Here is a 22,767-nt window from a genome sequence, read left to right as displayed (position 1 = left end):
GGGTTATAACGAAAAGCTTTCGCCGCAACCACAGGTTCGTTGTGCATTTGGGTTGTTAAAAACAAAGCCTTTACCGTTAAGACCTCCCGAAAATTCTAGGATTGTCCCAATTAGGTACAGAAAACTTTTCTTATCTACGATAATACGAACTGAATTATCCTCGAAAATCTTGTCTTCTTGAGAGGCGGAATGGTCAAACTTTAATTCGTAAGATAATCCGCTGCAACCACCGCTTTTAACACCTACACGTACATAATCCTTGCTAGGGTCATAACCTTCTTCGGTCATGAGTTCTACCACTTTACGTTTTGCAGTATCTGAAACTTTGATCATACCTCTAAGTTAGATTGTGTCTAAATAAAGTGCAAAAATAGCACTTCTTAATCGATTTACCATGAGAAGAAGTATATATATAACAAATTCAGTCATAGATTTCTATTATGTTGAAAAAAATCAATAAAACATTACCTTTGCAGAATGATTGAAGATAAAAATTCGCAACGTACTTCTTTGTCCGAACTGGGTGAGTTTGGGCTTATAGAACATCTAACTAAAGGATTTGTTAGTAAAAATTCTTCTACACTTAAGGCGATAGGAGATGATGCTGCAGTTTTGGATTTTTCTGGGAAACAAGTAGTGGTTTCTACAGATATGTTGATAGAGGGGATTCATTTTGATTTAAGCTATGTTCCGCTAAAACATCTGGGTTATAAGGCTGTTATGGTCAATCTATCTGATATTTATGCGATGAATGCTAAAGCTACCCAGATTACCGTTTCGGTGGCAGTTTCTAACCGGTTTCCACTTGAAGCTCTAGAGGAGTTGTATGAAGGCATTGCCTTGGCCTCACGTTTATATGATGTTGATTTGATTGGTGGGGACACGACTTCTTCTAAACTTGGGATGATTATTTCTATTACTGTAATTGGGGAGGCTACAAAGGAGGAGTTAGTATATCGAAATGGTGCCAAAACAAATGATTTACTTGTGGTTTCTGGTGACTTAGGTGGTGCTTATATGGGATTACAGATTCTAGAAAGGGAGAAGGAAGTGTTTAAGGTTAATCCGAATAATCAGCCTGATTTAGATCCCTATACCTATCTTATTGAACGTCAATTGAAACCTGAAGCGCGTAGAGATATTTATCAATTATTAAAGGATTTAGGAGTCAAGCCTTCCGCAATGATTGATATTAGTGATGGGTTATCATCTGAAGTGCTACATTTATGTAAACAATCAGGAGTTGGATGTCGTTTGTATGAAGACAAAATTCCACTTGATCCTCAAGTGATATCTTCTTGTGAAGAATTTTCAATTGATAGTACAATGGTTGCCTTAAGTGGGGGAGAAGATTACGAGTTGCTCTTTACTGTTGCTCAAGAGGATTACTCTAAAATTAAGGCGAACCCAAACTTAACCGTAATAGGGCATATTGTTCCTAAATCAGAAGGTGTTCATTTAGTTACTCGTGGGGAAACTTTTATACCTATAACTGCTCAAGGTTGGAATGCTATGAAGTAAGTTTGTAAGCGTGTCTTTTTTGGTAAAGGTATTGTAGCGTTTCATTTATTTCTCTTAATTGAGGGGATAATGAGATTACATTTCCTTTTATGTCATTGGTTGCCTGGCATTTGCATACTTTGCATTCATATTCTTTAATATGATGAGTAATATTTTTGGTCTTTACATATTGATGTCCTACAGTCTTACAAATGGTTTTACCAAGAAAGCGATTGAATTGGTTAGTGGAATTTTTCATTGTAAATTCATTTTTGGTGGTTTTGGGAGGTTGAACTTACTAATAAATCGATAAAATGTCAAATATATTCGATGAAATGCACTATTTGTGTAAGTAATTCATTACGATTTTCGATGTGGCTCATGTGACCATCCTCAAATTCGTGTTTTTTTGCTTTTACAATGCTTGTTTCTGATTTAATCATTTCGTAATCAATTACTGGATCGTTTTTTCCAATTATATATAGTTTCGGGATGGAAGTAGATTTTAAAAAATTTATTCGATCTTTTCTTATTTTCATCCCTTCTAAGGCTGCTATAATACCCTGAAGTGGAGTTTGTAGTGCTTGCGCTCTTATTTCTTGTATTTTGTCCGCAAATATGGTTCTATTTTTGGGTCTAAAAAGGTTTGATATGGCTATGCCTACGAAATTCTTGTAGTTTTGTTTTACGGCAAGTATTGCTCTGGTTCTGTTTATTTTTCGTTCTTCGGAATCGGCCGAAGCTGTAGAATTCACTAGGATAATTCCTTTTGTTTTATCAGGGTTTTGTTCTGCAAGTGCTAAAGCGACATACCCTCCCATCGAGTGCCCGATTGCAACCCACTCCTGAATGTTTTCATGTTCCAAAACAGCGTGAACAAATTCAGCCATATCTTCCATGGTGTGAATGTAGCCATAACATTCAGTTTGGCCATGCCCTAGCAAATCTATGCTTATCACTGTGTGTGTTTCTGATAAGCTTGGTGTTAATTCATTCCACATATGTTGATTTTCTAAAAATCCATGAAGTAGTAGCAGGGTTTTTCCTTTTCCTCTTCGAGTGTAAAATACTTCAATGCCTTTGAACGATAGGGTCATATTAAAACATTATTTTTGCGAAGATAAAACCTTGATATGATATTTAAGAAAGAAACATTAGTCACCTCTTTTGCTCTGTTCTCTATGTTTTTTGGGGCGGGTAACTTAATATTGCCACCATTATTGGGTTTTCAGGCAGGCAATGATTGGATATTGGTAACCTTAGGTTTTGGGATTTCAGCTGTATTACTTCCGCTTCTTGGAATTATCGCTCATGCCAGATTACAAGGGACTTTGATGGATTTTTCAAAAAAAATCTCTCCTTATTTTGGTTTAATTTATGGTATTGTTGTGTATTTGATCTGCATCGCCTTACCTGCTCCACGCACCGCTTCTGTAACCCATGAAATGGCGATACAGCCTTTTTTTGATGTGAGTTCTTTGTTGACAAGTGTTATTTATTTCTCATTAGTTTTCGTTTTTGCTCTTAATAGATCTAAGGTGCTGGATCTACTCGGTCAGTTTTTAACACCTCTAATTTTGTTAATTCTACTCACAATAATTGGAATTGCCATTGTTCAGCCCCATCCTGAAATGATTTCTCCTGTTATAAAGACACCTGTAGTTACTGGATTATTAGAAGGTTATCAAACTTTTGATGCTGTTGCTGCTATGGTAGTTGGTGGGGTTTTAATTGTCTCTATTCACATGAATCATCAAGGGACGTATCATGAAAAGAAAAAGTTGGTGACGCAATCAGGTATTTTGGCTGGTATTGCTTTATTATTGATTTATGCTGGATTTATTTATACAGGTGCGGTTTTCAATAGTAGCTTTCCTGAGAATAGTTCTCGAACTGCGCTTTTGGCTGGAATAAGTACCGAAACCTTAGGATCGATTGGAAATGCATTTTTAAGTGTGCTGGTTGCATTAGCCTGTTTTACAACTGCTATTGGAATAGTTACTGGAACTGCTGATTTTGTGAAAGGTTTGGCGGGAAATTCTCAAACTGCATATGTGTTAACTGCTTTATTGAGTTCATTACTAGGTGTAATTATGGGGCAATTTGATGTTCAATATATTATCGCTGTAGCAGTTCCAGCGCTAATGTTAGTGTATCCTGTAACCATTCTTCTAATAGTGTTAAATGTTATCCCTAATAAATTTGCTAGCTCTATAGTCTTTAAATCGGTGGTTGTGGTTGCTATTTTATTTAGTTTACTGGATTTTGGATTATCTATTGGCATACAACAATTACAAGTATTGCAGGAAGCAATTCCTTTTGGAGTTTCAGGTTTAGGTTGGGTTTTGCCTTCTTTTTTAACTTTTGTTGTTGCTAATTATTTTGCGCTTAGAAAAGTTCCTTCAGTTTAGTTTTAAAGGAATTTTAGCATGGAATACCAGAGTTTCCGCTGACTAATTTTTATCTTAGCGGAAAATCAAAATTCATTATGAATATTATCTCTTATAATGTAAACGGTATTCGAGCTGCTATCAATAAAGGATTGTTAGATTGGTTGAAAAGTGCCTCTCCAGATGTTCTTTTGTTGCAGGAAATTAAAGCAACAAAGGAGCAATTAGATACTGCGGTTTTTGAGGAATTGGGATATCATTATCATTATTGGTTTTCAGCCGAAAAAAAGGGATATAGCGGTGTTGCTATTCTTTCGAAAATTGAACCTAATGCAGTAACATATGGTACAGGGATAGATTATATGGATGCTGAAGGCAGGAACTTACGTGTTGATTTTGATGGGGTTTCTGTGATGAGTCTTTATCTTCCTTCCGGAACTAATATTGATCGATTGGATCATAAATTGAAATATATGGCTGATTTTCAGGTCTATATTGATTCATTGAGGAAGACGTGTCCTAATTTGGTAATTGGAGGGGATTATAATATATGTCATCAAGCAATAGACATCCACGATCCAATTCGGAATGCAAATGTTTCAGGATTTTTACCTGTTGAAAGAACATGGATAGATGGGTTTATTAAAAGTGGTTTTATAGATAGTTTCCGCTACTTTAATCCTGAACCTCACAATTATTCATGGTGGAGTTATCGTGCTAATGCACGGAATAATAACAAAGGGTGGCGTATTGATTATAATATGGTTTCAATCCCACTACAAGAAAAGCTGAAAAGGGCCGTTATATTGCCAGATGCAAAACACAGCGATCATTGCCCTGTTCTTGTTGAACTTGATTTGCATGCCGGTTTCTAGGTTTTGTATTGAAGTTTTAAGGTATATGAATCTAATGAGCAGTTCCATATAAATGTGGATGTCACTAAATTTTTTTTAAATGAAGAGATTACTTGTGTCCGGAGCTATGTTGACATTGTTGATGTCATCATGTGTTTCTTCAAAGGTGTATAAAGATTTGGAAAGTCGGTATGCCGCACTAAAAGAAGAACGAAACCAGTTGGTAGATTCTAATGAGAATTTACTAGCGGATAAAAATGAGTTGTCTAATCAGCTAGATGCTTTGAATGCTGAATATTCTAAGGCAATTGCAGAACGTGACAGGTTGAAGCAGGATTTGGTTGCCATGGAGGCTAATATTAGAAATCTTCAAATGTCTTATGATGCGTTGGAAAAGAATAGCAACGCTGCTTTAACGGATAATGCTAAGAAAAATAGAGAGTTATTAGAGCAGTTAGAAAAGGAAAATAATAGACTAAACGAATTACGTCAGCAGTTAGATGCACGTTCTCGTAGAGTTGACGAACTTGAACATTTAATAGCCAGTAAAGATGCTGCTATGAAGAATCTAAAGGATGCATTATCTAAGGCCCTATTAGATTTTGAGGGAAAAGGCCTTACCATAGAGCAGCGAGACGGAAAGGTGTATGTGTCTATGGAGAATAAATTGTTGTTTAATTCTGGTAGTTGGGCTGTTGGTGTTGAAGGTCGTAAAGCTGTTCAGCAATTGGGTCAAGTGCTTTCTCAAAATCCAGATATTAATGTTCTTATTGAAGGTCATACAGATGATGTACCTTATAAGTCTTCAGGTACAATTAATGATAATTGGGATTTATCTACGAAGAGGGCAACTGCTATTGTTCAAATTTTAGTCGAGAACAGACAAATCAATCCTAATAATCTTACGGCTGCAGGAAGGGGTGAATATGCGCCTATATCAACAAATTCTACAGCTGATGGAAAGGCTAGGAATAGAAGAATTGAAGTAATACTTACACCAAAACTTGATGAGGTAAGTAAATTGTTAAATCAGATTTAATTGTAATGAAGTATACAACGCTACCAAATACGGATATAAAAGTTAGTAAGCTTTGTCTTGGCACTATGACTTGGGGTGAGCAAAATACAGAAGCGCAAGGTCATAGTCAGATGGATTTTGCAGTGGATAAGGGTATTAATTTTTTTGATACAGCTGAAATGTATCCTATACCGGCAAATAAGGCTACTTCTGGGTTTACTGAGTCTTTTATAGGTAATTGGTTTAAAAAGACTGGAAAGAGGAATGAAATTGTCTTGGCCACAAAAATTGTTGGTCCGGCCAAGAACACCACACATATACGTACTGGTGGATATAGTAAGACAGAGCTGGAGGATGCGTTACATAAAAGTTTAAATAGACTACAAACTGATTATATAGATTTATATCAGTTACATTGGCCTGAACGTAGTACTAATTATTTTGGACGTCGTGGTTATGTTCATGATCCTGGTGATCAATGGGAAGATAATTTTATGGAAGTGTTGGAGGTATTACAAGGCTTAATTCGGCAAGGAAAGATTCGTCATATAGGTGTTTCGAATGAGACCCCATATGGATTGATGCGCTTTTTAGAGATTTCCCGTAAATATGGCCTTCCTAAAATGATTACCATACAAAATCCTTATTCCTTGCTTAATAGGTTATTTGAGGTGGGGTTAGCTGAAATATCACATAGGGAAAATGTAGGGTTATTGCCTTATTCTCCTTTGGGTTTTGGTGTGTTAAGTGGTAAATACCTTGGAGGTAAAAGACCTGAAAATGGACGTGTTACCTTGTATCCTAACTATTCTCGATATATTGGTGCAACAGCCTCTCAAGCTACGCAAGCTTATTTTGATTTGGCACAAAAGCATGGTTTATCTTTGACTCAAATGGCTCTGTCTTTTGTTAGCTCTCAAGAATTTGTTTGTAGTACCATTATAGGTGCCACAAATTTGGATCAGTTAGCTGAAAATATAGATAGTATTAATGTTAGCCTTAGTAGTGAGGTAATAAAAGATATAAATGCAATACAAGAATTAGTGCCTAATCCCGCTCCATAAAAATGGACTAGACATAAAAAAAGCGATGAGTAACTCATCGCTTTTTTTATAATTATAGATTGTTTTAGTCTGCTAAAACAATTACTTTGTTGTCCTTCATTTCAATAGTGCCGCTGCTGATATTCAACAGTGTTTCGTTATTATTCCCTTTTGAAAAGTAATTGGAAAATTCTTTACCAATGGTAATATTACCATAGATTTTTACAGTTCCTTTACTAAGGATAGATACGATAGGGGCGTGATTGTTCAGAACTTGAAATTCACCATTCACTCCCGGTACGGCTACCGAAGATACTTCTCCTTTAAATAAAGTGGCTTCGGGGGAAACGATTTCTAAATACATATTATAAAGTGCTTTAGCTTGCGCCTAGTTTATGCTTCTGCTAACATTTTTTCTCCGGCTTCAATTGCTTCTTCAATGGTTCCTTTAAGGTTGAAGGCAGCTTCAGGAAGATGATCTAATTCACCATTCATGATCATATTGAATCCTTTGATTGTGTCTTTGATGTCTACTAATACTCCCGGAATACCTGTAAACTGCTCTGCTACGTGGAACGGTTGTGATAAGAAACGTTGTACACGACGTGCGCGTGATACTGCAAGCTTATCTTCTTCAGATAATTCTTCCATACCTAAGATTGCAATAATGTCTTGAAGCTCTTTATAGCGTTGTAGAAGCTCTTTTACACGTTGAGCACAACCGTAATGCTCTTTCCCTAATATTTCAGGGGTAAGGATTCGAGAAGTAGAATCTAAAGGGTCCACTGCTGGATAAATTCCTAACTCTGCAATTTTACGCGATAATACTGTAGTTGCATCTAAGTGAGCAAATGTCGTTGCAGGAGCAGGGTCGGTCAAGTCATCCGCAGGTACATAAACTGCTTGTACTGATGTAATAGATCCTCTTTTTGTTGAAGTAATACGTTCTTGCATAGCTCCCATTTCTGTTGCAAGAGTTGGTTGGTAACCTACTGCAGAAGGCATACGACCAAGTAGTGCTGATACCTCAGAACCTGCCTGTGTAAAACGGAAGATATTATCAACGAAGAAAAGAACGTCTTTTCCTTGACTATCTCCAGCTCCATCACGGAAATACTCAGCAATAGTCAAACCTGAAAGTGCTACACGTGCACGAGCTCCAGGAGGTTCATTCATCTGTCCGAATACAAAGGTAGCCTTTGATTCTTTCATGGTTTCTTTGTCAACCTTTGAAAGATCCCATCCACCATTTTCCATAGAGTGCATGAAATCATCACCATATTTAATAATCCCTGATTCTAACATTTCTCTTAAAAGGTCATTCCCTTCACGAGTTCTTTCACCTACGCCTGCAAATACAGATAGACCACCGTGACCTTTTGCAATATTGTTAATTAATTCCTGTATTAATACAGTTTTACCTACACCTGCACCTCCGAAAAGACCAATTTTACCTCCTTTTGCGTAAGGTTCAATAAGATCAATTACCTTAATACCTGTAAAAAGTACTTCTGTTGAAGTTGATAAGTCTTCAAATTTTGGAGCTGATCTGTGAATAGGAAGTCCATTATCTCCAGCTTTTGGTAAGTTACCTAGTCCGTCAATAGCATCACCCATTACGTTAAATAAGCGTCCGTATACATCAGAACCGATTGGCATTTGGATAGGGCTACCTGTGGCGATAACCTCAACACCTCTACTTAATCCGTCTGTAGAATCCATAGAGATGGCTCTTACGGTATCTTCTCCAATATGAGATTGTACCTCTAGAACCAACTTAGAACCATCTTCCTTAGCAATTTCTAATGAGTCGTAAATTTTGGGAAGTTCAACACCCGAAGCAAACGCTACGTCTACTACCGGACCAATAATCTGTGCAACTTTACCTGTTACTTGAGACATTATTTATCTATTTAATGTTTAGTATTTTATATTTGAAAAAGCAGGAAATGGAATAGTGCCAAAATCCTATTATTTTTCGAGGTGCAAAGATATATTTTTTAATTTAAAATGTAATAGCTTTTTATTGTTTTTTCTGTATAAAAAAACACCTCAGTAAGAGGTGTTTTAATGAATTTTGACAAAGATATTTTATCGAAGTAGTGGTGAATAATTGGTGGGATAGTTGCCTACATTAACCAAATTTCCTGAGTCTTCAAAGTTTGAACCATATTTTTCATCAATTGCTTTTAATATGGCATTCGCCATTGCGGCATATCCTCTTGAGGTTAAGTGAACACCATCAAGGCTTACTAGTCCGCCAGTAACTAATTTAGTGGTGAAAATAAAATCTCCATCACCATATCCTACTGAAGAAGCTTGATCTAGAACAGATTTCAAATCAGCAAATGCTAACCCTTTATTTTGTGCAACTGTTGCAATTGTTTGATTGTATTTATCAGTGGCTGTTTTGATAGCATCACGTTCACTAGCAACTAATACCCATTTGTCTGCCATTGGAAGCGTAACGCCTTCAACTGAAAATTGATCAGCTAATGCCTTACTTAATCCTTGGTTCTGTAGTGCTGTAGATGCTTGTGGATTTACCTTTCCAATAATTGAACTACTAGGTAGTACAAATAAATCCTCTGCAGTGGCTTGTCTAGATTGACCGTACATATTACCTAATAATTGAGCAACTAATCCTGATGCTTGAGCTGGTACTCCAAATTGTGCAATAAATGCAGGAAAGGTAGGGCTATTGTTTAGTGCTGTAGTGATTTGGACTGAAATATTTGGTAAATCTTCATCATGAATAACTAGTGCGCTGTTTCCAGATTGAGAAAATGTGATAACTCGATTCGGTTGATTGAGTCCTACAAAAATTTGATTCAGTGCGCCATAAATCATGTTTAGAGTAGGAATTTGTGGTCCGAAAGCTGGATCATTCGCACTCAAAGGGTTAAATGGTACGGTTGTGAAATGTGATAAACCTGTAATGTAAGGAACACTGGTTACTACGCCTTTTGCTCCATTAGCTGTTAAGGCATCTATAGCTGTTGTATAGCTCTGAGCAAAAATAGTTGGGTCTGTAATGTCAGAACTGCCATAGGTTAGAGGGTTTGGATTTCCTGTTTGATCAACTCCTGTTCCTCCTGATGTAGCATATGCCAAAACATCATTTCCTCCTATTTCGGAGAAGGTAAAAAAAGTTGCGTTACGGGCTACTGCGTCACCAATTACGGTTGCAGTAGCAGAAGATGCCATTCTACCAAAATATGGGTTAAGGGATCCGTAACCTGGAATACCTAAATGAAAACTTTTAATTCCTGGGATTCCGTAGTTGTTGAACGGACCTGCAACAGGAGTTGTTATTTCAGTTGTTGGAGTAGCTGGTAGAATTACAGGAGCTGTTCCATTAAAAATAAGACGTGGACTTGATGCAACATTACCTTGAACCAGGAAGCCTCCTATATTGTCATTCATTAGGGGTTGTGAAAAACTACCACCACCAACTAATCCAAACTGCTGAGAAAGTATACTTGGGAATGAATTTAATTGGGCTGTTATAAATAAGGCATTATCTGTAAAGCCCGAGGAGAATGAAGTTCCAACGGCAACATAGGTAGAAAAGTCAGCCTGTCCCGCGGTTAGTTCTGGTAATTGGTTGTCAACTTCATTTGGTGTGTCGTCATCATTACACGCAGCAAAAGTGAAACAAAGGGCGGTTAGCCAAATATATTTTGTTTTAAAATTCATCGCTTTCTAATTATAAGTTATTAATTGTCCAAGAAACATAGTACATAGAACCTATATAGCCAGTACCAATAGCGGTGAAATAATCTTCACCTAAAACATTTGTTGCTCCTACTTTAAAGGTTGATTTTAATTTAGGAAGCGAATAATTTATTTGTGCATCCATTGTGTGATAGGCTGGTATTGTGCCGTCTCCAAAAGTTGCTTGCCAGTAGTAAGTGTCGCTCCATCTCCAAGCTAAGTTAAAACCAAAATTCTTAAATAGTTCTGTATTTCCGAATCCAACTTTTACCTTGTGTTCAGGTGTGTTAAAGTTTGTTCTAAAGCCTGGGTGTTTAGATTGATCAAATTCTTGTTTAGTATAAGTATAGTTACCGCTCAAATCAAAGTTGCCAAGAACTTTGGTTGAAATACCTATTGAACCACCATAGCTATCAATATCAGCGTCTGAATTGTTGTAGGTCTGATATACTTTATAGTCACCATTGGCAATAGCGGCAATGGAAAGACCGTTGTCACCAGCTTGTCCGTATAAAGGAGCAAGGACAAGTTCCCCGGATATAAAGTCTTGGTATTTATTGTAATAAATACTCATGTCTACGGTAGTCTTGTTTAGTTTTCCTCTATATCCTATTTCATAGGAAGTTACTTTTTCAGGTTGTACTAACCCAGGATTAGCGACTTGAAGATCAGCTGGATTCTCTGAAGCGGCAAAAGCTGTTGCCGATGCAGCTGTGTAGGAATTGTTGTATGCGGCACCTCCTGATTGCTCAATAGTGGCAGGTTGTCCGTAATTTATTTGTCCCGAAGCACTTACATTATATGTTCGTACATAACGATCTAGATTTTCTGGTGCTGAACCAACTAGGATTGCTCTACCAGCATCAAGACCTATAAATAAATCTTGGGTAGTAGGGTTTCTGAATCCTGTTTGGAATGATCCTCTAATATTATGATTGTTGTTAATTGTAAATCCTGTAGAAATTCTAGGAGAAAGGAATCCGTCGAAGAATTCTGATTTATCATAGCGAATAGATCCTGTAAGTTTTAATTTTATATTATCGCTAAGTTCTAATTCCTTTTGAAGTTGAGTATAAGCTCCAAATTCTGTGTAGTCTATATTGCCATCATAATCAGTATAAATAGTCCCAAAAGAGTTCAAGCTATATCTTCTATATGATCCTCCAACCTGTACTTCTATATCATCCCAAAGATGACTGAAGTTATAGTTACCATCTGCATGGTAATATTTTGAAGCATCTTGAAATTTCGAACCTGTCCCAAAATCGGGATCACTAATTACTTTATTGAAAGCTGCTTTAAATTCAGGTGTTCCAGGTTGAATTCTTCCTGTTTCAGCTACAGCTCTTGCAACGGCATGTGCACTAGCATCATTGGCTCCTCCAAGTGTTTGAGCAACGTAAGTTTGAATGTATTCTCCAAACCACTGTTGGTCACTTTTCCAAGAACGATTGATGTTAATACCAGTGAAAACCATGTCGTAAGAATCACCTGCAGAATCCGCTACAACATATCCTCTTAAAAAGAAATTGTCATTTTTTAATTCTAGCTTATGTTGTTGCTGGGTAAACCCATCAATGTTGTATCTATTTGTACCTTGATAAATAGTTGTACCTGTTCCTACTTTTCCGACGTATTGAATTTCAAAATCATTTGCCCATGGGCGGAAGTAAAGTCCCCAGTCTGCTTTTACACTTTCTGCATTGTAATCCGTTAAATCACGTTCGTTATAACCAGTTCTGCTCACCACTACATCAGGTACAAGACCTAATCCTCCAGATGCTGCTCTTATGTTGGTAGAGACTTCGTCACCATATACATTGTAACCATCATATCCTAAAGCATCTCTGTTTGCTCCTGTTCCAGGTTTTCCTTGGTAGTTAGCAGCCATCCAATCAGTGCCCTTGAGCCATCCAAAGTTAACCTTTGCAGCAAATTTATCACTGAATTTATGTGCTACTCTAATTCCTAGGTCTCTGTAGGTATTGTCACCTGCAGCATCTTGAGATGTAATACCTTGCTTGTAATATGCGCTAATTCCTGTATGGTCAAAAGGACTTTTACTTCTCATGAAAAGGATTCCGTTGAATGCATTTGCACCGTATAAAGCCGAGGCGGCTCCAGGAAGTAATTCAACACTCTGAACATCAACTTCATTCATTCCAACTAGGTTCCCAATGGGAAAATTAAGAGCTGGTGTTGAATTGTCCATTCCGTCAACAAGCTGCATAAACCTTGTATTAGCGAAAGTCGCAAATCCACGAGTATTTATTGCTTTGAAAGTTAAACTGTTCGTGTTAATATCTACGCCTTTAAGATTTTCAAGGCCATCATAAAAGTCAGCAGATGCTGTGTTTTTGATTTCTTTTAATCCAAAACGTTCTACTGTTACAGGAGATTCAAAAAGTCTTTCAGGTGTTCTAGACGCTGAAATTACAATTTCATCTAATTGGGTTTGTTGTTCTTTTAATGTGATTTTAAGTTTTTGATTATTGCTTGTCACTGAAACCGTGGTATTCGAAAAACCAATACTTGAAACAAGTAGTTTAAATGGTGGTTTTACGTTGGTTTTTAGGCTGAAATTTCCGTCAAAGTCAGTAACGGCGCCCTCATTGGTTCCTTCTACCAAAAGATTAGCTCCAGGTACAGGTATGTTGTTTTGATCAACTACCACACCGGATACTTGCGTTTGGCCATACATAAAAGCACCGCATACCAGTGCCACAAAAAGTAATATTGTTCTCATCATAATTAGTTAGATTAGATAAGAACAATATACGTTTTTTTTTAAATCTTAAAAATAGAAGTAAAAAAATTATTAAGTTTGAATTATTCCACTGTTACGGACTTTGCTAGGTTCCTAGGTTGATCAACATTACAGCCTCTCATTACCGCTATGTGGTAGGATAATAACTGAAGAGGTATTGTTGTAATTAGTGGGGCTAAAGCTTCAGAAGTTTCTGGAATTTCAATGGTGAAATCTGCAATATCCTTTGTGGTGGTATCTCCCTCGGTGACTATAGCTATTATTTTACCTTTACGCGATTTTATTTCTTGCATATTGCTGATTACTTTGTCGTAATGACCTTTTTTGGTTGCGATAAAGGCAACTGGCATTTGCTCATCAATTAAAGCAATAGGGCCATGTTTCATTTCCGCAGCAGGATATCCTTCAGCGTGGATATATGATATTTCCTTAAGTTTTAAGGCGCCTTCAAGTGCTACAGGGAAGTTATATCCACGTCCTAAGTAAAGGAAATTAGTAGCGTCTTTAAACAGGGAAGCAATAGCCTTTACATGTGGGTCGGTTCTTAAAACTTTTTCCACTTTAGCCGGAATGGTTTCTAATTCTGTTAGTATGTTAAAATATTCCGACTTTGAAAGACTGCCTTTAGCATTCGCAATTCTAAGTGCAATAAGGGTTAATACTGTTATTTGAGTTGTGAAGGCTTTGGTAGAGGCAACTCCAATTTCTGGTCCTGCATGCGTATAGGCTCCAGCATGGGTTTCTCTTGCAATAGATGATCCGACTACATTACATACTCCAAATACAAATGCTCCTTGCTCTTTTGCAAGCTTTATAGCGGCAAGGGTGTCTGCTGTTTCTCCTGATTGAGAAATTGCTATAACAACGTCATTTTTTGTTATAATTGGATTTCGATATCTAAATTCGGAAGCATATTCTACTTCAACAGGGATTCGTGTAAAGTCTTCGAAGAGATATTCTGCTACTAATCCCGCGTGCCATGAAGTACCACAGGCTACAATTATAATGCGGTTGGCGTTAAGAAATTTTTGAAGATTATCTTCAACGCCTGCCATCTTTATGATACCATGTTCTGTGTTTAATCTTCCTCTGTAAGTGTCTAAAATGGCATGAGGTTGTTCGTAAATTTCTTTTAGCATGAAATGCTCATACCCTCCTTTTTCAATTTGCTCAAGGTTGAGTTGTAATTCTTGTATATAAGGACTTACTAATGAATCATCTTTTATTTTTCGAATTCGAACTTCTCTGCCACGTCGAATAATTGCCATTTCTTCGTCCTCTAGGTAGATGGCATTATTTGTGTATTCTATAAAAGGAGATGCATCTGATGCAATAAAAAATTCATCTTCGCCAACACCTATAGCTAGAGGGCTTCCTAGACGGGCTACGATAATTTCATCTGGTTTTGTTTTGTCAAAAACAGCAATGGCATAGGCGCCAACAACTTGATTGAGGGCTATTTGTACTGATTTTCCTAGCTTTTCTCCTGTGCTTTTTTTGACTTCCTCTATGAGATTAACTAATACCTCCGTGTCAGTGTCTGAAGTAAATGTATATCCTCTTTTAATGAGTTCTTTTTTGAGGGGCTCATAATTTTCAATTATTCCATTGTGAATAATTACTAGATTTCCTGAATTGGAATAATGAGGGTGAGAGTTTACATCATTAGGCTCTCCATGTGTAGCCCAACGAGTGTGACCAATACCTAGTGTTCCCGTTGTTGGGATTTCTTGTTCTAATCTTGTTTTTAAATCAGCAACCTTTCCTTTAGTTTTTGAAAGGTTAAGGTTTTTACCATCGTAAAGGGCTATACCGGCTGAATCATAGCCACGGTATTCTAGACGTTGTAGCCCTTTCATAATAATAGGGTAAGCTTGTCTATGTCCAATATATCCTACAATTCCACACATACTTTTGTTTTTTTATAGTTTTTGTTTTCGTAGTTTTTTCGTAAGCGGGGGATTTTATAGTGTGGTTTTTAGTTGGGTTTCGTATAGTATATTTCTAGCTTAAGACGTTTGTCTTCAGGAGTGTTTAAAGGGTTACTTCCATATAAAACAGTTCCGAGTGGATTGGTCGCTGTTGCTATTGTTGTTTTTTTATTTTTATTTTCATAATCAATAAACGTTGTATTGGAGATAACATTAATGTTGGAAGTAACAACAAGACCTAATTTTACATTGGTAGAATCTTTTCGAACTATGTTATTGATATGATTTGTAAGACGTATTTTATACCTGATTCCTTTGCCATCTTCGTTTTTCTCTATGATCCCTCCATGCACAAGTTTGTTTTTTTGAGGAGCTGTGGCATTGGCCGGTGTTGGATCGTAATAATAATCTAGTATAGGTTCGTTTGTTACCATGTTGTATAAATACAGTCTATTTGGTTCTTGGGTAGCGTTTGCTGCATTTAATTGGTCCCTATCAATATAGAATGTTAGATTAGCATCGTTAATGAGCCATTTGTTTTCTCTCATGGTCTCCAACTCTTCGTCGTTGAAAAGATTGATTTCGGCCATTATACCTTGACCACCCTTTACGAAAATTCTACTAGCGTTAGTTTCATTGTCTAATTGATCTGTAATGGATGAATTGTAAGGGTCATTTATAAAGCTATTAATATTATTCCCCTTTAATCCCATTGTGAAACGGTCTTTTTTGTTGTATACTTCATCATCTGAGGTGTCTTCCGTATTTTTTGTATTTACAGATTTGTAGGAGTATACAATTTCGATATTCGCTTCAGAGAAGTTTAATAGCATTAATATATCGTCAGAGAAATTCTCTGCAGTTATATGGATACCTCTTAAATATTGTTTGAATAAATCTATATTGCTTAATTCGTTACTTCCCTCCTTATTAAGGATTTTTTGCTGAAAGAATTCTTTATTTAAAGGAATTCGCATTCTAGGTGATAAGCGTTCTTTAACTTCTTCTGATTCGTCGTCCTCTGTTATAGGGTCGTCAAACTGATGGACTACTACCTCAGATGTGTCAACTTTGATAGCAGTAGCGTTGGCTAGCTCTTCTCCTAAAAATCCGTTAAAATCTTGGGTAGAAAAATATTCTTGAGCTTGAGTAAAACCAGAATTCGGGTCTACATCTCGTAGAAAGTAGGTGAGTTCGTAAACTTTAACGTCAAAGGTAGCTTCGACATTGCCATATATAGAATCAAGCTTGTAAAGGTTATTTTCGTTCTCATCTTTTAGAATTTGCCCACTTGCGTCACGTTTATACTCACTGAAGTATGGGATATTTAAATAGACATCAAGGACCGTTTCGGCTTCATTGATCGTATTTGCTTTTTCATCAGTATCGGCATTGTTTTCTACCTCCTGAGTGAAAACTCCGAAGGTTGGTCCTGCTGCATTAAGTGTTACCTGAGTAGTTATTGAGCTGTGGGTTTTTCCATAAATTGGATCGTTGAAAACTCCTAACTGATATAATGGCAAACCATTGGTCTTAATGGATTTAATACTTTTATTAAATACATTAACGTCCGCATTGTACCGAAGAGTTTCATAATTAACATCTCCAAGAATGTCTGTGTCAAGTGTGTTGAAATCTTCTTTACAAGATTGCAATAGTAGCGTCCCGAAAAGGGCTGCAATGGAAAAAAGCTTGGTATAGTGTAATTTCATGGGTTATAGCTGTCCTTACGGTAAAACTTTAGTGGTGTAAAAATCGTGGTAGGCTTCTCTGAAATCATCTTTCGGCACAAAAGGCAATACAGGAATCCCTAGGCTATTTGTGAATTCTACAATATCTTGAGGGAGTTCATCACCTGCTAGAATAACTGCATCCGAATGACTTGCTGCTACTTTCATAATGTTGAAGTAGTCAGGAACTGTCAAAGCGTCAATATCTGCCGCGGGTATTTCATCAAATGCTACTTTGTTTATCATAGTTGTATCTAACGTGCCTTGGAAGTCTTTGTTGTAAATAGAAGTCACTATTTTGCTTTCGGCGAAAAGAGGCTCGTCAATATAGTATTTTTTTAGATATAGAGGCAATAATGATGCCATCCATCCCTGAACGTGAATGATATCTGGAGCCCAGTTAAGTTTTTTTACTGTTTCCACCACTCCCTTTGCAAAGAAAATTGCGCGTTCATCATTATCAGGATAAAGAGTTCCGTCTTCGTCTGTAAAGGTTGCTTTACGTTTAAAATACTCGTCGTTATCTATAAAGTATACCTGGATTCGTTCCTTAGGAATGGAAGCTACTTTAATGATAAGTGGCATATCCATGTCGTTAATCACTAAATTCATTCCAGACAATCTGATTACTTCATGCAATTGATGCCTTCTCTCATTAATATTTCCAAATCTGGGCATAAAAATTCGTATTTGCCCTCCTTTTTCATTCACCATACGCGGCGCCTCAAATGACATCCATGAGGTTTCGGTTTCGGGTAGATATGGCATAACTTCAGAGGAAACAAATAATACCTTTTTATCTGTCATAAATTCTGTTTGATTTTGTACTTCTGGCGATTAAACATGCAAAATTACAAAAAATATGCACAATTCGCTTAAAATATATAAGTTTGCAGGCTGTTAATTTTTTTAAAATGATTGTTTTTCACCACCAAAATGACCTTAAAGATCATTTGCTTTCATATCGTTCCTCCAATAAAAGTATTGGATTTGTACCCACAATGGGAGCTTTGCATAAGGGTCACCTTTCTTTAATGAAAAAGGCGCTTCAGGAGAACGACATACTTGTGGTGAGTATATTTGTAAATCCTACTCAGTTTAATAATGTTGATGACCTGGAAAAATATCCAAGAGATTTAGATTCAGATAGAAATACTATAGCTTCTTTACAAGGGGAAATAGTTGTATATGCACCTGCCCCAGAGGATGTTTATGAGGATAAGGTTATTTCTGAGGTATTTTCTTTTGATGGACTTGAAAATCAGATGGAGGGAAGATTTCGTCCTGGTCATTTTGATGGAGTTGGTACAATTGTTAAAAAACTATTGCAAATAGTGAGCCCAAATAAGGCTTATTTTGGTGAAAAGGACTATCAACAACTTTTAATAGTAAAAAAAATGGTCGCCATAGAGCAACTACCTGTTGTGATAGTTGGTTGCCCAATTTTAAGAGAGGAAAATGGTTTAGCCATGAGCTCTCGTAATGAGAGGCTATCACTTAAAGTAAGGCAAAAGTCTGGATTTATATATAAAACACTTCTTGATGTTCAAGCTTGCTTTACTAGTAAGTCTTTTAAAGAAATATCTACCTATGTTGAAAAAATGTTTGAACAGCAAGAGGATTTTAAATTGGAATATTTTTCAATTACTGATGCAGATACATTAGAAGCTGTTGAAAGCGCAGAAGATAATAAAAAATACCGGGCGTTTATTGCTGTATACGCCGATGGCGATGTACGCCTTATTGATAATATTGCATTAAATTAATTACCTTTGCACCATGCAAATAGAAGTAGTAAAATCTAAAATACACAGGGTAACTGTTACAGGAGCAGATCTTGATTATATTGGAAGTATCACCATTGATGAGGCGTTAATAGAAGCAGCTAATCTTATAGAAGGAGAAAAAGTTGCCATTGTTAATGTAAATAATGGTGAACGTTTGGAAACCTATGTAATTAAAGGACCTCGTAATTCTGGTGAAATTACCCTTAATGGTCCTGCTGCTAGAAAGGTTCAGCGTGGAGATATCATTATTATCATTTCTTACGGGATTATGGATTTTGAGGAGGCTAAAACTTTTAAGCCGTCTATCATTTTTCCTAATGAAAAAAACAATACTCTAACATAATAGTGAAGCGATTACGCAAAGCATTTCAAATAATTCTTCCTCTTTTTCTTGGAGTCTTTTTGTGTTGGTTTGCATATCAAAAATTTACATCTGACCAATTAGTTGAAATTGGAAGGTATTTTGCTAAAGCAGACTATTTTTATGTTGGTCTTTCTGTGGTATTGGCAATTTTAAGTCATCTTTCCAGAGCCTATCGGTGGGGGTTTATGCTTGAAACACTTGGATACAAAACACGGTATTTTAATAATGTGATGGCAGTTTTTGGAGCCTATTTGCTCAATACTGCTATTCCTAGATCAGGAGAAGTTTCTAGGGCAGTAGTTATAAATAAATACGAAGATGTTCCTTTTGAAAAGGCTTTTGGGACTATCGTTTCTGAAAGGGTTATAGATTCATTAGTGTTACTAGTCATTGTTGCCATTGCCTTTTTTATGCAATTTGATGTTTTAAAAACATTTTTATTAGGTATAATACCATTTGAAAAATTGTTAATTGCAGGATCTGTAGTTCTAGTATTCTTTTTGTTGTTTTTAACAGTAGTATTTAAAACGAATATGCCTATAAGTGGTAAAATACGTTATTTTTTGAAAGGGGTGAAAGAAGGGATTTTTACTGTGATTCATATGAAGAAAAAATGGGCTTATTTATTCCATACTCTTTTTATTTGGGTTATGTATTTGTTAATGTTCTATGTGGCTATTTTTGCGCTTGATGAGACGGCACATATTTCTGTAGGAACTGCTTTAACCGCTTTTATAGTCGGAGGGTTCACAATTGCTTTTACTAATGGAGGTTTTGGATCCTATCCCTTTTTTATTGCAGAAGTACTATTACTTTTCGGGGTTACACTTACGGTAGGGACAGCATTTGGTTGGATCGTTTGGATATCCCAATTTTTTATGACATTGGTGTTAGGGGGGGCGTCGTTTATCCTACTTCCTGTATTAAATAGAGCAAAATAATAGCTATCTTGCTGCTATAAACTTGCAACCCAATTTTACTTCCATGATAAAACACATCACTTTTGTAATCACACTTTTAGTAGTAACTTTGTCTTATGCTCAGTTATCTATAGAAGAGTTTGATTCCTTCAAATTGAACGAAAAGCGTAAAGTAAGTCTCTTTGTTCCTGAAAATTATTCTAAAGATAAGAAGTATCCCTTGGTAGTAGTACTTGACGCAGATTATCTCTTTGATGTGGTTGTTGCTAATACCCAATATTACAGTTATTTTGATGAAATGCCTGAGTCAATAGTTGTAGGTATTCATTCAAGTAAACAGACGTCTCGTTCTGAAGAATTTGCGACAGATGAGATTTCTGGCCTACCAAAAGAGAAGGCTTCTAATTTTTTTGAATTTCTTGCTGGCGAGTTAATACCTCAGCTCCAAAAAAAATATTCTATAGCCAATTTTAAAACAATTGTTGGACATGGTAAAACTGCTAATTTTATTAATTATTTTTTATTGAAGGAGCAACCTATATTTGATGCATATATTAGCTTAAGTCCGGAGTTAGCCGAACAGATGGATCTTTATATTCCCAAAAAATTGTCATCTATTTCAAGCATGAAGTTTTACTACTTAGCTACTTCAGCTGCAGATGAGAAGATTAATAGGGAGGGTGCTATTGCTCTTCATACATCGTTAATTAAGCTTGGAAAAAGTAATGTTAACTATTACTTCAGTGATTTTGAAAAGGCGAATCACAGTTCAGTTGCCAGCTACGGATTACCAGTAGCTTTTGAAAGAATATTTTCTATTTATAAACCTATTTCTCCTGAAGAGTATAGAGAGAAAATATTGGTTTACGAAAGACCTGTTTTTGAATACCTCACAGAGAAGTATACTACCATAGAGGAGCTATTTGGTTTTTCAAAAAAGGCAACTTTAAATGATATTATGGCCATTTATGCAGCATCGTTAAAAAAGGAAGACAATGTTTCTTTAGAGAAACTAGGGGAATTATGTCGAAAGTTGTATCCTGAAACAATTTTAGGGCATTATTTTTTAGGTGAGTATTTTGAGAAAATAGGAGAACCAAAGAAGGCATTGCGTTCCTACCAAACGGCATTTACACTAGAGCCCATTGATTTTGTTACAAGGGATATTGTTCATGAAAAAATAGAGGCAATAAAAAGAGATTTTGGATGGTAATATTTTACCTATTAAACTAAGTTCTCTAAAATTATAAGAAATTTCGCAAGAATAATCTTGATATAAACGATATAGAATCAGAGGGGAAATTTAAAAGTGAATTGAACTTTATATCCGCAGGAATTCACGTGATTCAAAGTTTCTCTTCTTTAATAGATAGTTAATACTAAAATGGCAAAGACAAAAATCGCATTTTTCTGTCAGAGTTGTGGAACACAATATGCCAAGTGGCAAGGACAATGTACAGCGTGCAAGGCATGGAATACTATTGTAGAGGAAATTGTCATTAAAGATGAGAAGGTAGCCTGGAAGCAATCATCAGATGTCGCCTCTAGAGCAGTTAGGCCATTACGTGTTTCTGATATTGATTCTACCCATGAGATAAGATTGAATAGTAAAAATCAAGAATTTAATCGTGTACTAGGAGGAGGTATTGTTCCTGGTTCAGTCACTCTTTTGGGGGGAGAGCCTGGTATAGGGAAGAGTACTTTGTTGCTTCAAATTGCTTTATTTTTGCCATACAAAACCCTTTATGTATCTGGAGAGGAAAGTCAAAAGCAAATCAAAATGCGTGCCGAGCGCATTCATCCCACTAATTCGGATTGTTATATACTTACAGAAACGAAAACTCAAAATATTTTTAAACAAATTAAAGAATTGCTACCGGATGTTGTTATAATTGACTCCATTCAAACTCTTCATACTGATTATTTAGAAGCTTCACCTGGGAGCGTTTCACAGATTCGTGAATGCACTGCTGAACTTATTAAGTTTGCAAAAGAAACAAATACGCCTGTTATTTTAATTGGACATATTACTAAAGATGGTAATATTGCTGGTCCAAAGATTTTGGAGCATATGGTTGATACGGTATTACAGTTTGAAGGAGACCGTAATCATGTATATCGTCTTTTACGGTCTTTAAAAAATCGATTTGGTTCAACTGCAGAACTTGGAATTTATGAAATGCAATCTAGTGGGTTGAGAGAGGTAACTAATCCTTCAGAGATACTAATTTCAAAAACTGAAGAGAATTTAAGTGGTACTACTATAGCTGCAACTATTGAAGGGATGCGGCCGCTGCTTATTGAGATTCAAGCATTAGTTAGCACAGCGGTTTATGGTACTCCACAGCGAAGTGCTACTGGTTTTAATGCTAAACGTCTTAATATGTTGCTTGCAGTTTTGGAAAAAAGAGCAGGATTTAAGTTGGCATCCAAGGATGTGTTTTTGAATATTACTGGAGGTATAACAGTGGATGATCCTGCTATTGATTTAGGTGTAGTCATGGCAATACTATCGTCAAATGAAGACTTGCCTATTGATAAGACTTCCTGTTTTGCAGCGGAAATTGGTCTTGGAGGCGAAATACGCCCTGTTCAACGAATTGATCAACGTATTTTAGAGGCGGAAAAATTAGGATTTGAAACAATATTTGTTTCCAAATACAATAAAATAACATTAAAAAATACTGTTATTAAAATAGAAACTGTAGCCAAGGTAGAAGAGGTTATTTCGATAGTTTTTGGGTAG

At 36.3% G+C, this 22,767-nt stretch carries 20 protein-coding genes; 10 read left to right on the top strand and 10 right to left on the bottom strand.

Going from position 1 to position 22,767, the window contains the following annotated elements; genetic code table 11:
* Positions 1-3 precede the first annotated feature (3 nt).
* Positions 4-333 (bottom strand): HesB/IscA family protein, encoded by a 330-nt coding sequence (locus PT603_RS10385; RefSeq protein ID WP_008236752.1) that lies wholly within the window; start codon positions 331-333, stop codon positions 4-6.
* A 144-nt stretch (positions 334-477) separates the two neighbouring features.
* Between PT603_RS10385 and thiL the strand changes: the two genes are divergently transcribed.
* On the top strand, positions 478-1,521 hold the full coding sequence (gene thiL, locus PT603_RS10380) for a thiamine-phosphate kinase (protein ID WP_008236754.1): 1,044 nt from the start codon (positions 478-480) through the stop codon (positions 1,519-1,521).
* Here the strand turns inward: thiL and PT603_RS10375 are convergent.
* Positions 1,511-1,759, bottom strand: coding sequence for a DUF1660 family phage protein (locus tag PT603_RS10375; protein ID WP_008236756.1), 249 nt, complete (start codon positions 1,757-1,759; stop codon positions 1,511-1,513). The two genes, thiL and PT603_RS10375, sit on opposite strands and share 11 nt — an antisense overlap.
* A 58-nt stretch (positions 1,760-1,817) precedes the next feature.
* Entirely contained in the window at positions 1,818-2,597 is a 780-nt protein-coding gene (locus PT603_RS10370; RefSeq protein WP_008236757.1) for an alpha/beta hydrolase, read from the bottom strand.
* 36 nt (positions 2,598-2,633) lie between these two features.
* Here PT603_RS10370 and brnQ point away from each other — a divergent pair, with 36 nt between their 5' ends.
* The 4 genes from brnQ to PT603_RS10350 all read left to right on the top strand — a co-directional run bounded on the left by brnQ (position 2,634) and on the right by PT603_RS10350 (position 6,826).
* A complete protein-coding gene (brnQ, locus tag PT603_RS10365) occupies positions 2,634-3,911 on the top strand; it encodes a branched-chain amino acid transport system II carrier protein (protein WP_008236759.1) in 1,278 nt (425 codons plus the stop codon).
* Between the two features lie 77 nt (positions 3,912-3,988).
* The gene (locus PT603_RS10360) at positions 3,989-4,765 is read left to right on the top strand and encodes an exodeoxyribonuclease III (RefSeq protein WP_008236760.1); all 777 of its coding nucleotides are present in this window, start codon (positions 3,989-3,991) and stop codon (positions 4,763-4,765) included.
* Positions 4,766-4,844: 79 nt separating this feature from the next.
* Positions 4,845-5,783 carry an OmpA/MotB family protein gene (locus tag PT603_RS10355; protein ID WP_008236762.1) on the top strand — a complete coding sequence of 313 codons (939 nt, stop codon included), beginning with the start codon at positions 4,845-4,847 and terminating at the stop codon, positions 5,781-5,783.
* Between the two features lie 5 nt (positions 5,784-5,788).
* The gene (locus tag PT603_RS10350; RefSeq protein ID WP_008236763.1) at positions 5,789-6,826 is read left to right on the top strand and encodes an NADP(H)-dependent aldo-keto reductase; all 1,038 of its coding nucleotides are present in this window, start codon (positions 5,789-5,791) and stop codon (positions 6,824-6,826) included.
* Positions 6,827-6,890: 64 nt separating this feature from the next.
* Here PT603_RS10350 and PT603_RS10345 read toward each other — a convergent pair whose 3' ends face one another.
* The 7 genes from PT603_RS10345 to PT603_RS10315 all read right to left on the bottom strand — a co-directional run bounded on the left by PT603_RS10345 (position 6,891) and on the right by PT603_RS10315 (position 17,757).
* The gene (locus tag PT603_RS10345; RefSeq protein WP_008236765.1) at positions 6,891-7,169 is read right to left on the bottom strand and encodes a F0F1 ATP synthase subunit delta/epsilon; all 279 of its coding nucleotides are present in this window, start codon (positions 7,167-7,169) and stop codon (positions 6,891-6,893) included.
* A 29-nt stretch (positions 7,170-7,198) separates the two neighbouring features.
* A complete protein-coding gene (gene atpD / locus PT603_RS10340; RefSeq protein WP_008236766.1) occupies positions 7,199-8,707 on the bottom strand; it encodes a F0F1 ATP synthase subunit beta in 1,509 nt (502 codons plus the stop codon).
* Positions 8,708-8,896: 189 nt separating this feature from the next.
* Complete coding sequence (locus PT603_RS10335) at positions 8,897-10,504, bottom strand: SGNH/GDSL hydrolase family protein (RefSeq protein WP_008236767.1); 1,608 nt, start codon at positions 10,502-10,504, stop codon at positions 8,897-8,899.
* Positions 10,505-10,514: 10 nt separating this feature from the next.
* Positions 10,515-13,268, bottom strand: a complete 2,754-nt coding sequence (locus tag PT603_RS10330; protein ID WP_040488506.1) for a TonB-dependent receptor — start codon at positions 13,266-13,268, stop codon at positions 10,515-10,517.
* Between the two features lie 83 nt (positions 13,269-13,351).
* Positions 13,352-15,199, bottom strand: coding sequence for a glutamine--fructose-6-phosphate transaminase (isomerizing) (glmS, locus tag PT603_RS10325; RefSeq protein ID WP_008236769.1), 1,848 nt, complete (start codon positions 15,197-15,199; stop codon positions 13,352-13,354).
* 68 nt (positions 15,200-15,267) lie between these two features.
* Positions 15,268-16,932: a BamH family beta-barrel-assembly machinery protein gene (bamH, locus tag PT603_RS10320; protein WP_008236770.1), complete on the bottom strand. Its 1,665-nt coding sequence runs from the start codon at positions 16,930-16,932 to the stop codon at positions 15,268-15,270.
* 15 nt (positions 16,933-16,947) lie between these two features.
* Positions 16,948-17,757, bottom strand: a complete 810-nt coding sequence (locus PT603_RS10315) for a glycogen/starch synthase (RefSeq protein ID WP_008236771.1) — start codon at positions 17,755-17,757, stop codon at positions 16,948-16,950.
* Between the two features lie 107 nt (positions 17,758-17,864).
* Here PT603_RS10315 and panC point away from each other — a divergent pair, with 107 nt between their 5' ends.
* The 5 genes from panC to radA all read left to right on the top strand — a co-directional run bounded on the left by panC (position 17,865) and on the right by radA (position 22,767).
* Positions 17,865-18,716: a pantoate--beta-alanine ligase gene (gene panC, locus PT603_RS10310; protein ID WP_040488507.1), complete on the top strand. Its 852-nt coding sequence runs from the start codon at positions 17,865-17,867 to the stop codon at positions 18,714-18,716.
* Between the two features lie 13 nt (positions 18,717-18,729).
* Positions 18,730-19,080, top strand: a complete 351-nt coding sequence (panD, locus tag PT603_RS10305) for an aspartate 1-decarboxylase (protein WP_008236774.1) — start codon at positions 18,730-18,732, stop codon at positions 19,078-19,080.
* 2 nt (positions 19,081-19,082) lie between these two features.
* The gene (locus tag PT603_RS10300) at positions 19,083-20,042 is read left to right on the top strand and encodes a lysylphosphatidylglycerol synthase transmembrane domain-containing protein (protein ID WP_008236777.1); all 960 of its coding nucleotides are present in this window, start codon (positions 19,083-19,085) and stop codon (positions 20,040-20,042) included.
* Between the two features lie 43 nt (positions 20,043-20,085).
* Positions 20,086-21,234 (top strand): alpha/beta hydrolase, encoded by a 1,149-nt coding sequence (locus PT603_RS10295; protein ID WP_008236778.1) that lies wholly within the window; start codon positions 20,086-20,088, stop codon positions 21,232-21,234.
* 171 nt (positions 21,235-21,405) lie between these two features.
* On the top strand, positions 21,406-22,767 hold the full coding sequence (gene radA, locus PT603_RS10290; RefSeq protein ID WP_008236781.1) for a DNA repair protein RadA: 1,362 nt from the start codon (positions 21,406-21,408) through the stop codon (positions 22,765-22,767).

It is taken from the genome of Imtechella halotolerans (assembly GCF_028743515.2).
Classification (GTDB): Bacteria; Bacteroidota; Bacteroidia; order Flavobacteriales; family Flavobacteriaceae; genus Imtechella; species Imtechella halotolerans.
This window is presented reverse-complemented; position numbering and strand designations above follow the sequence as displayed.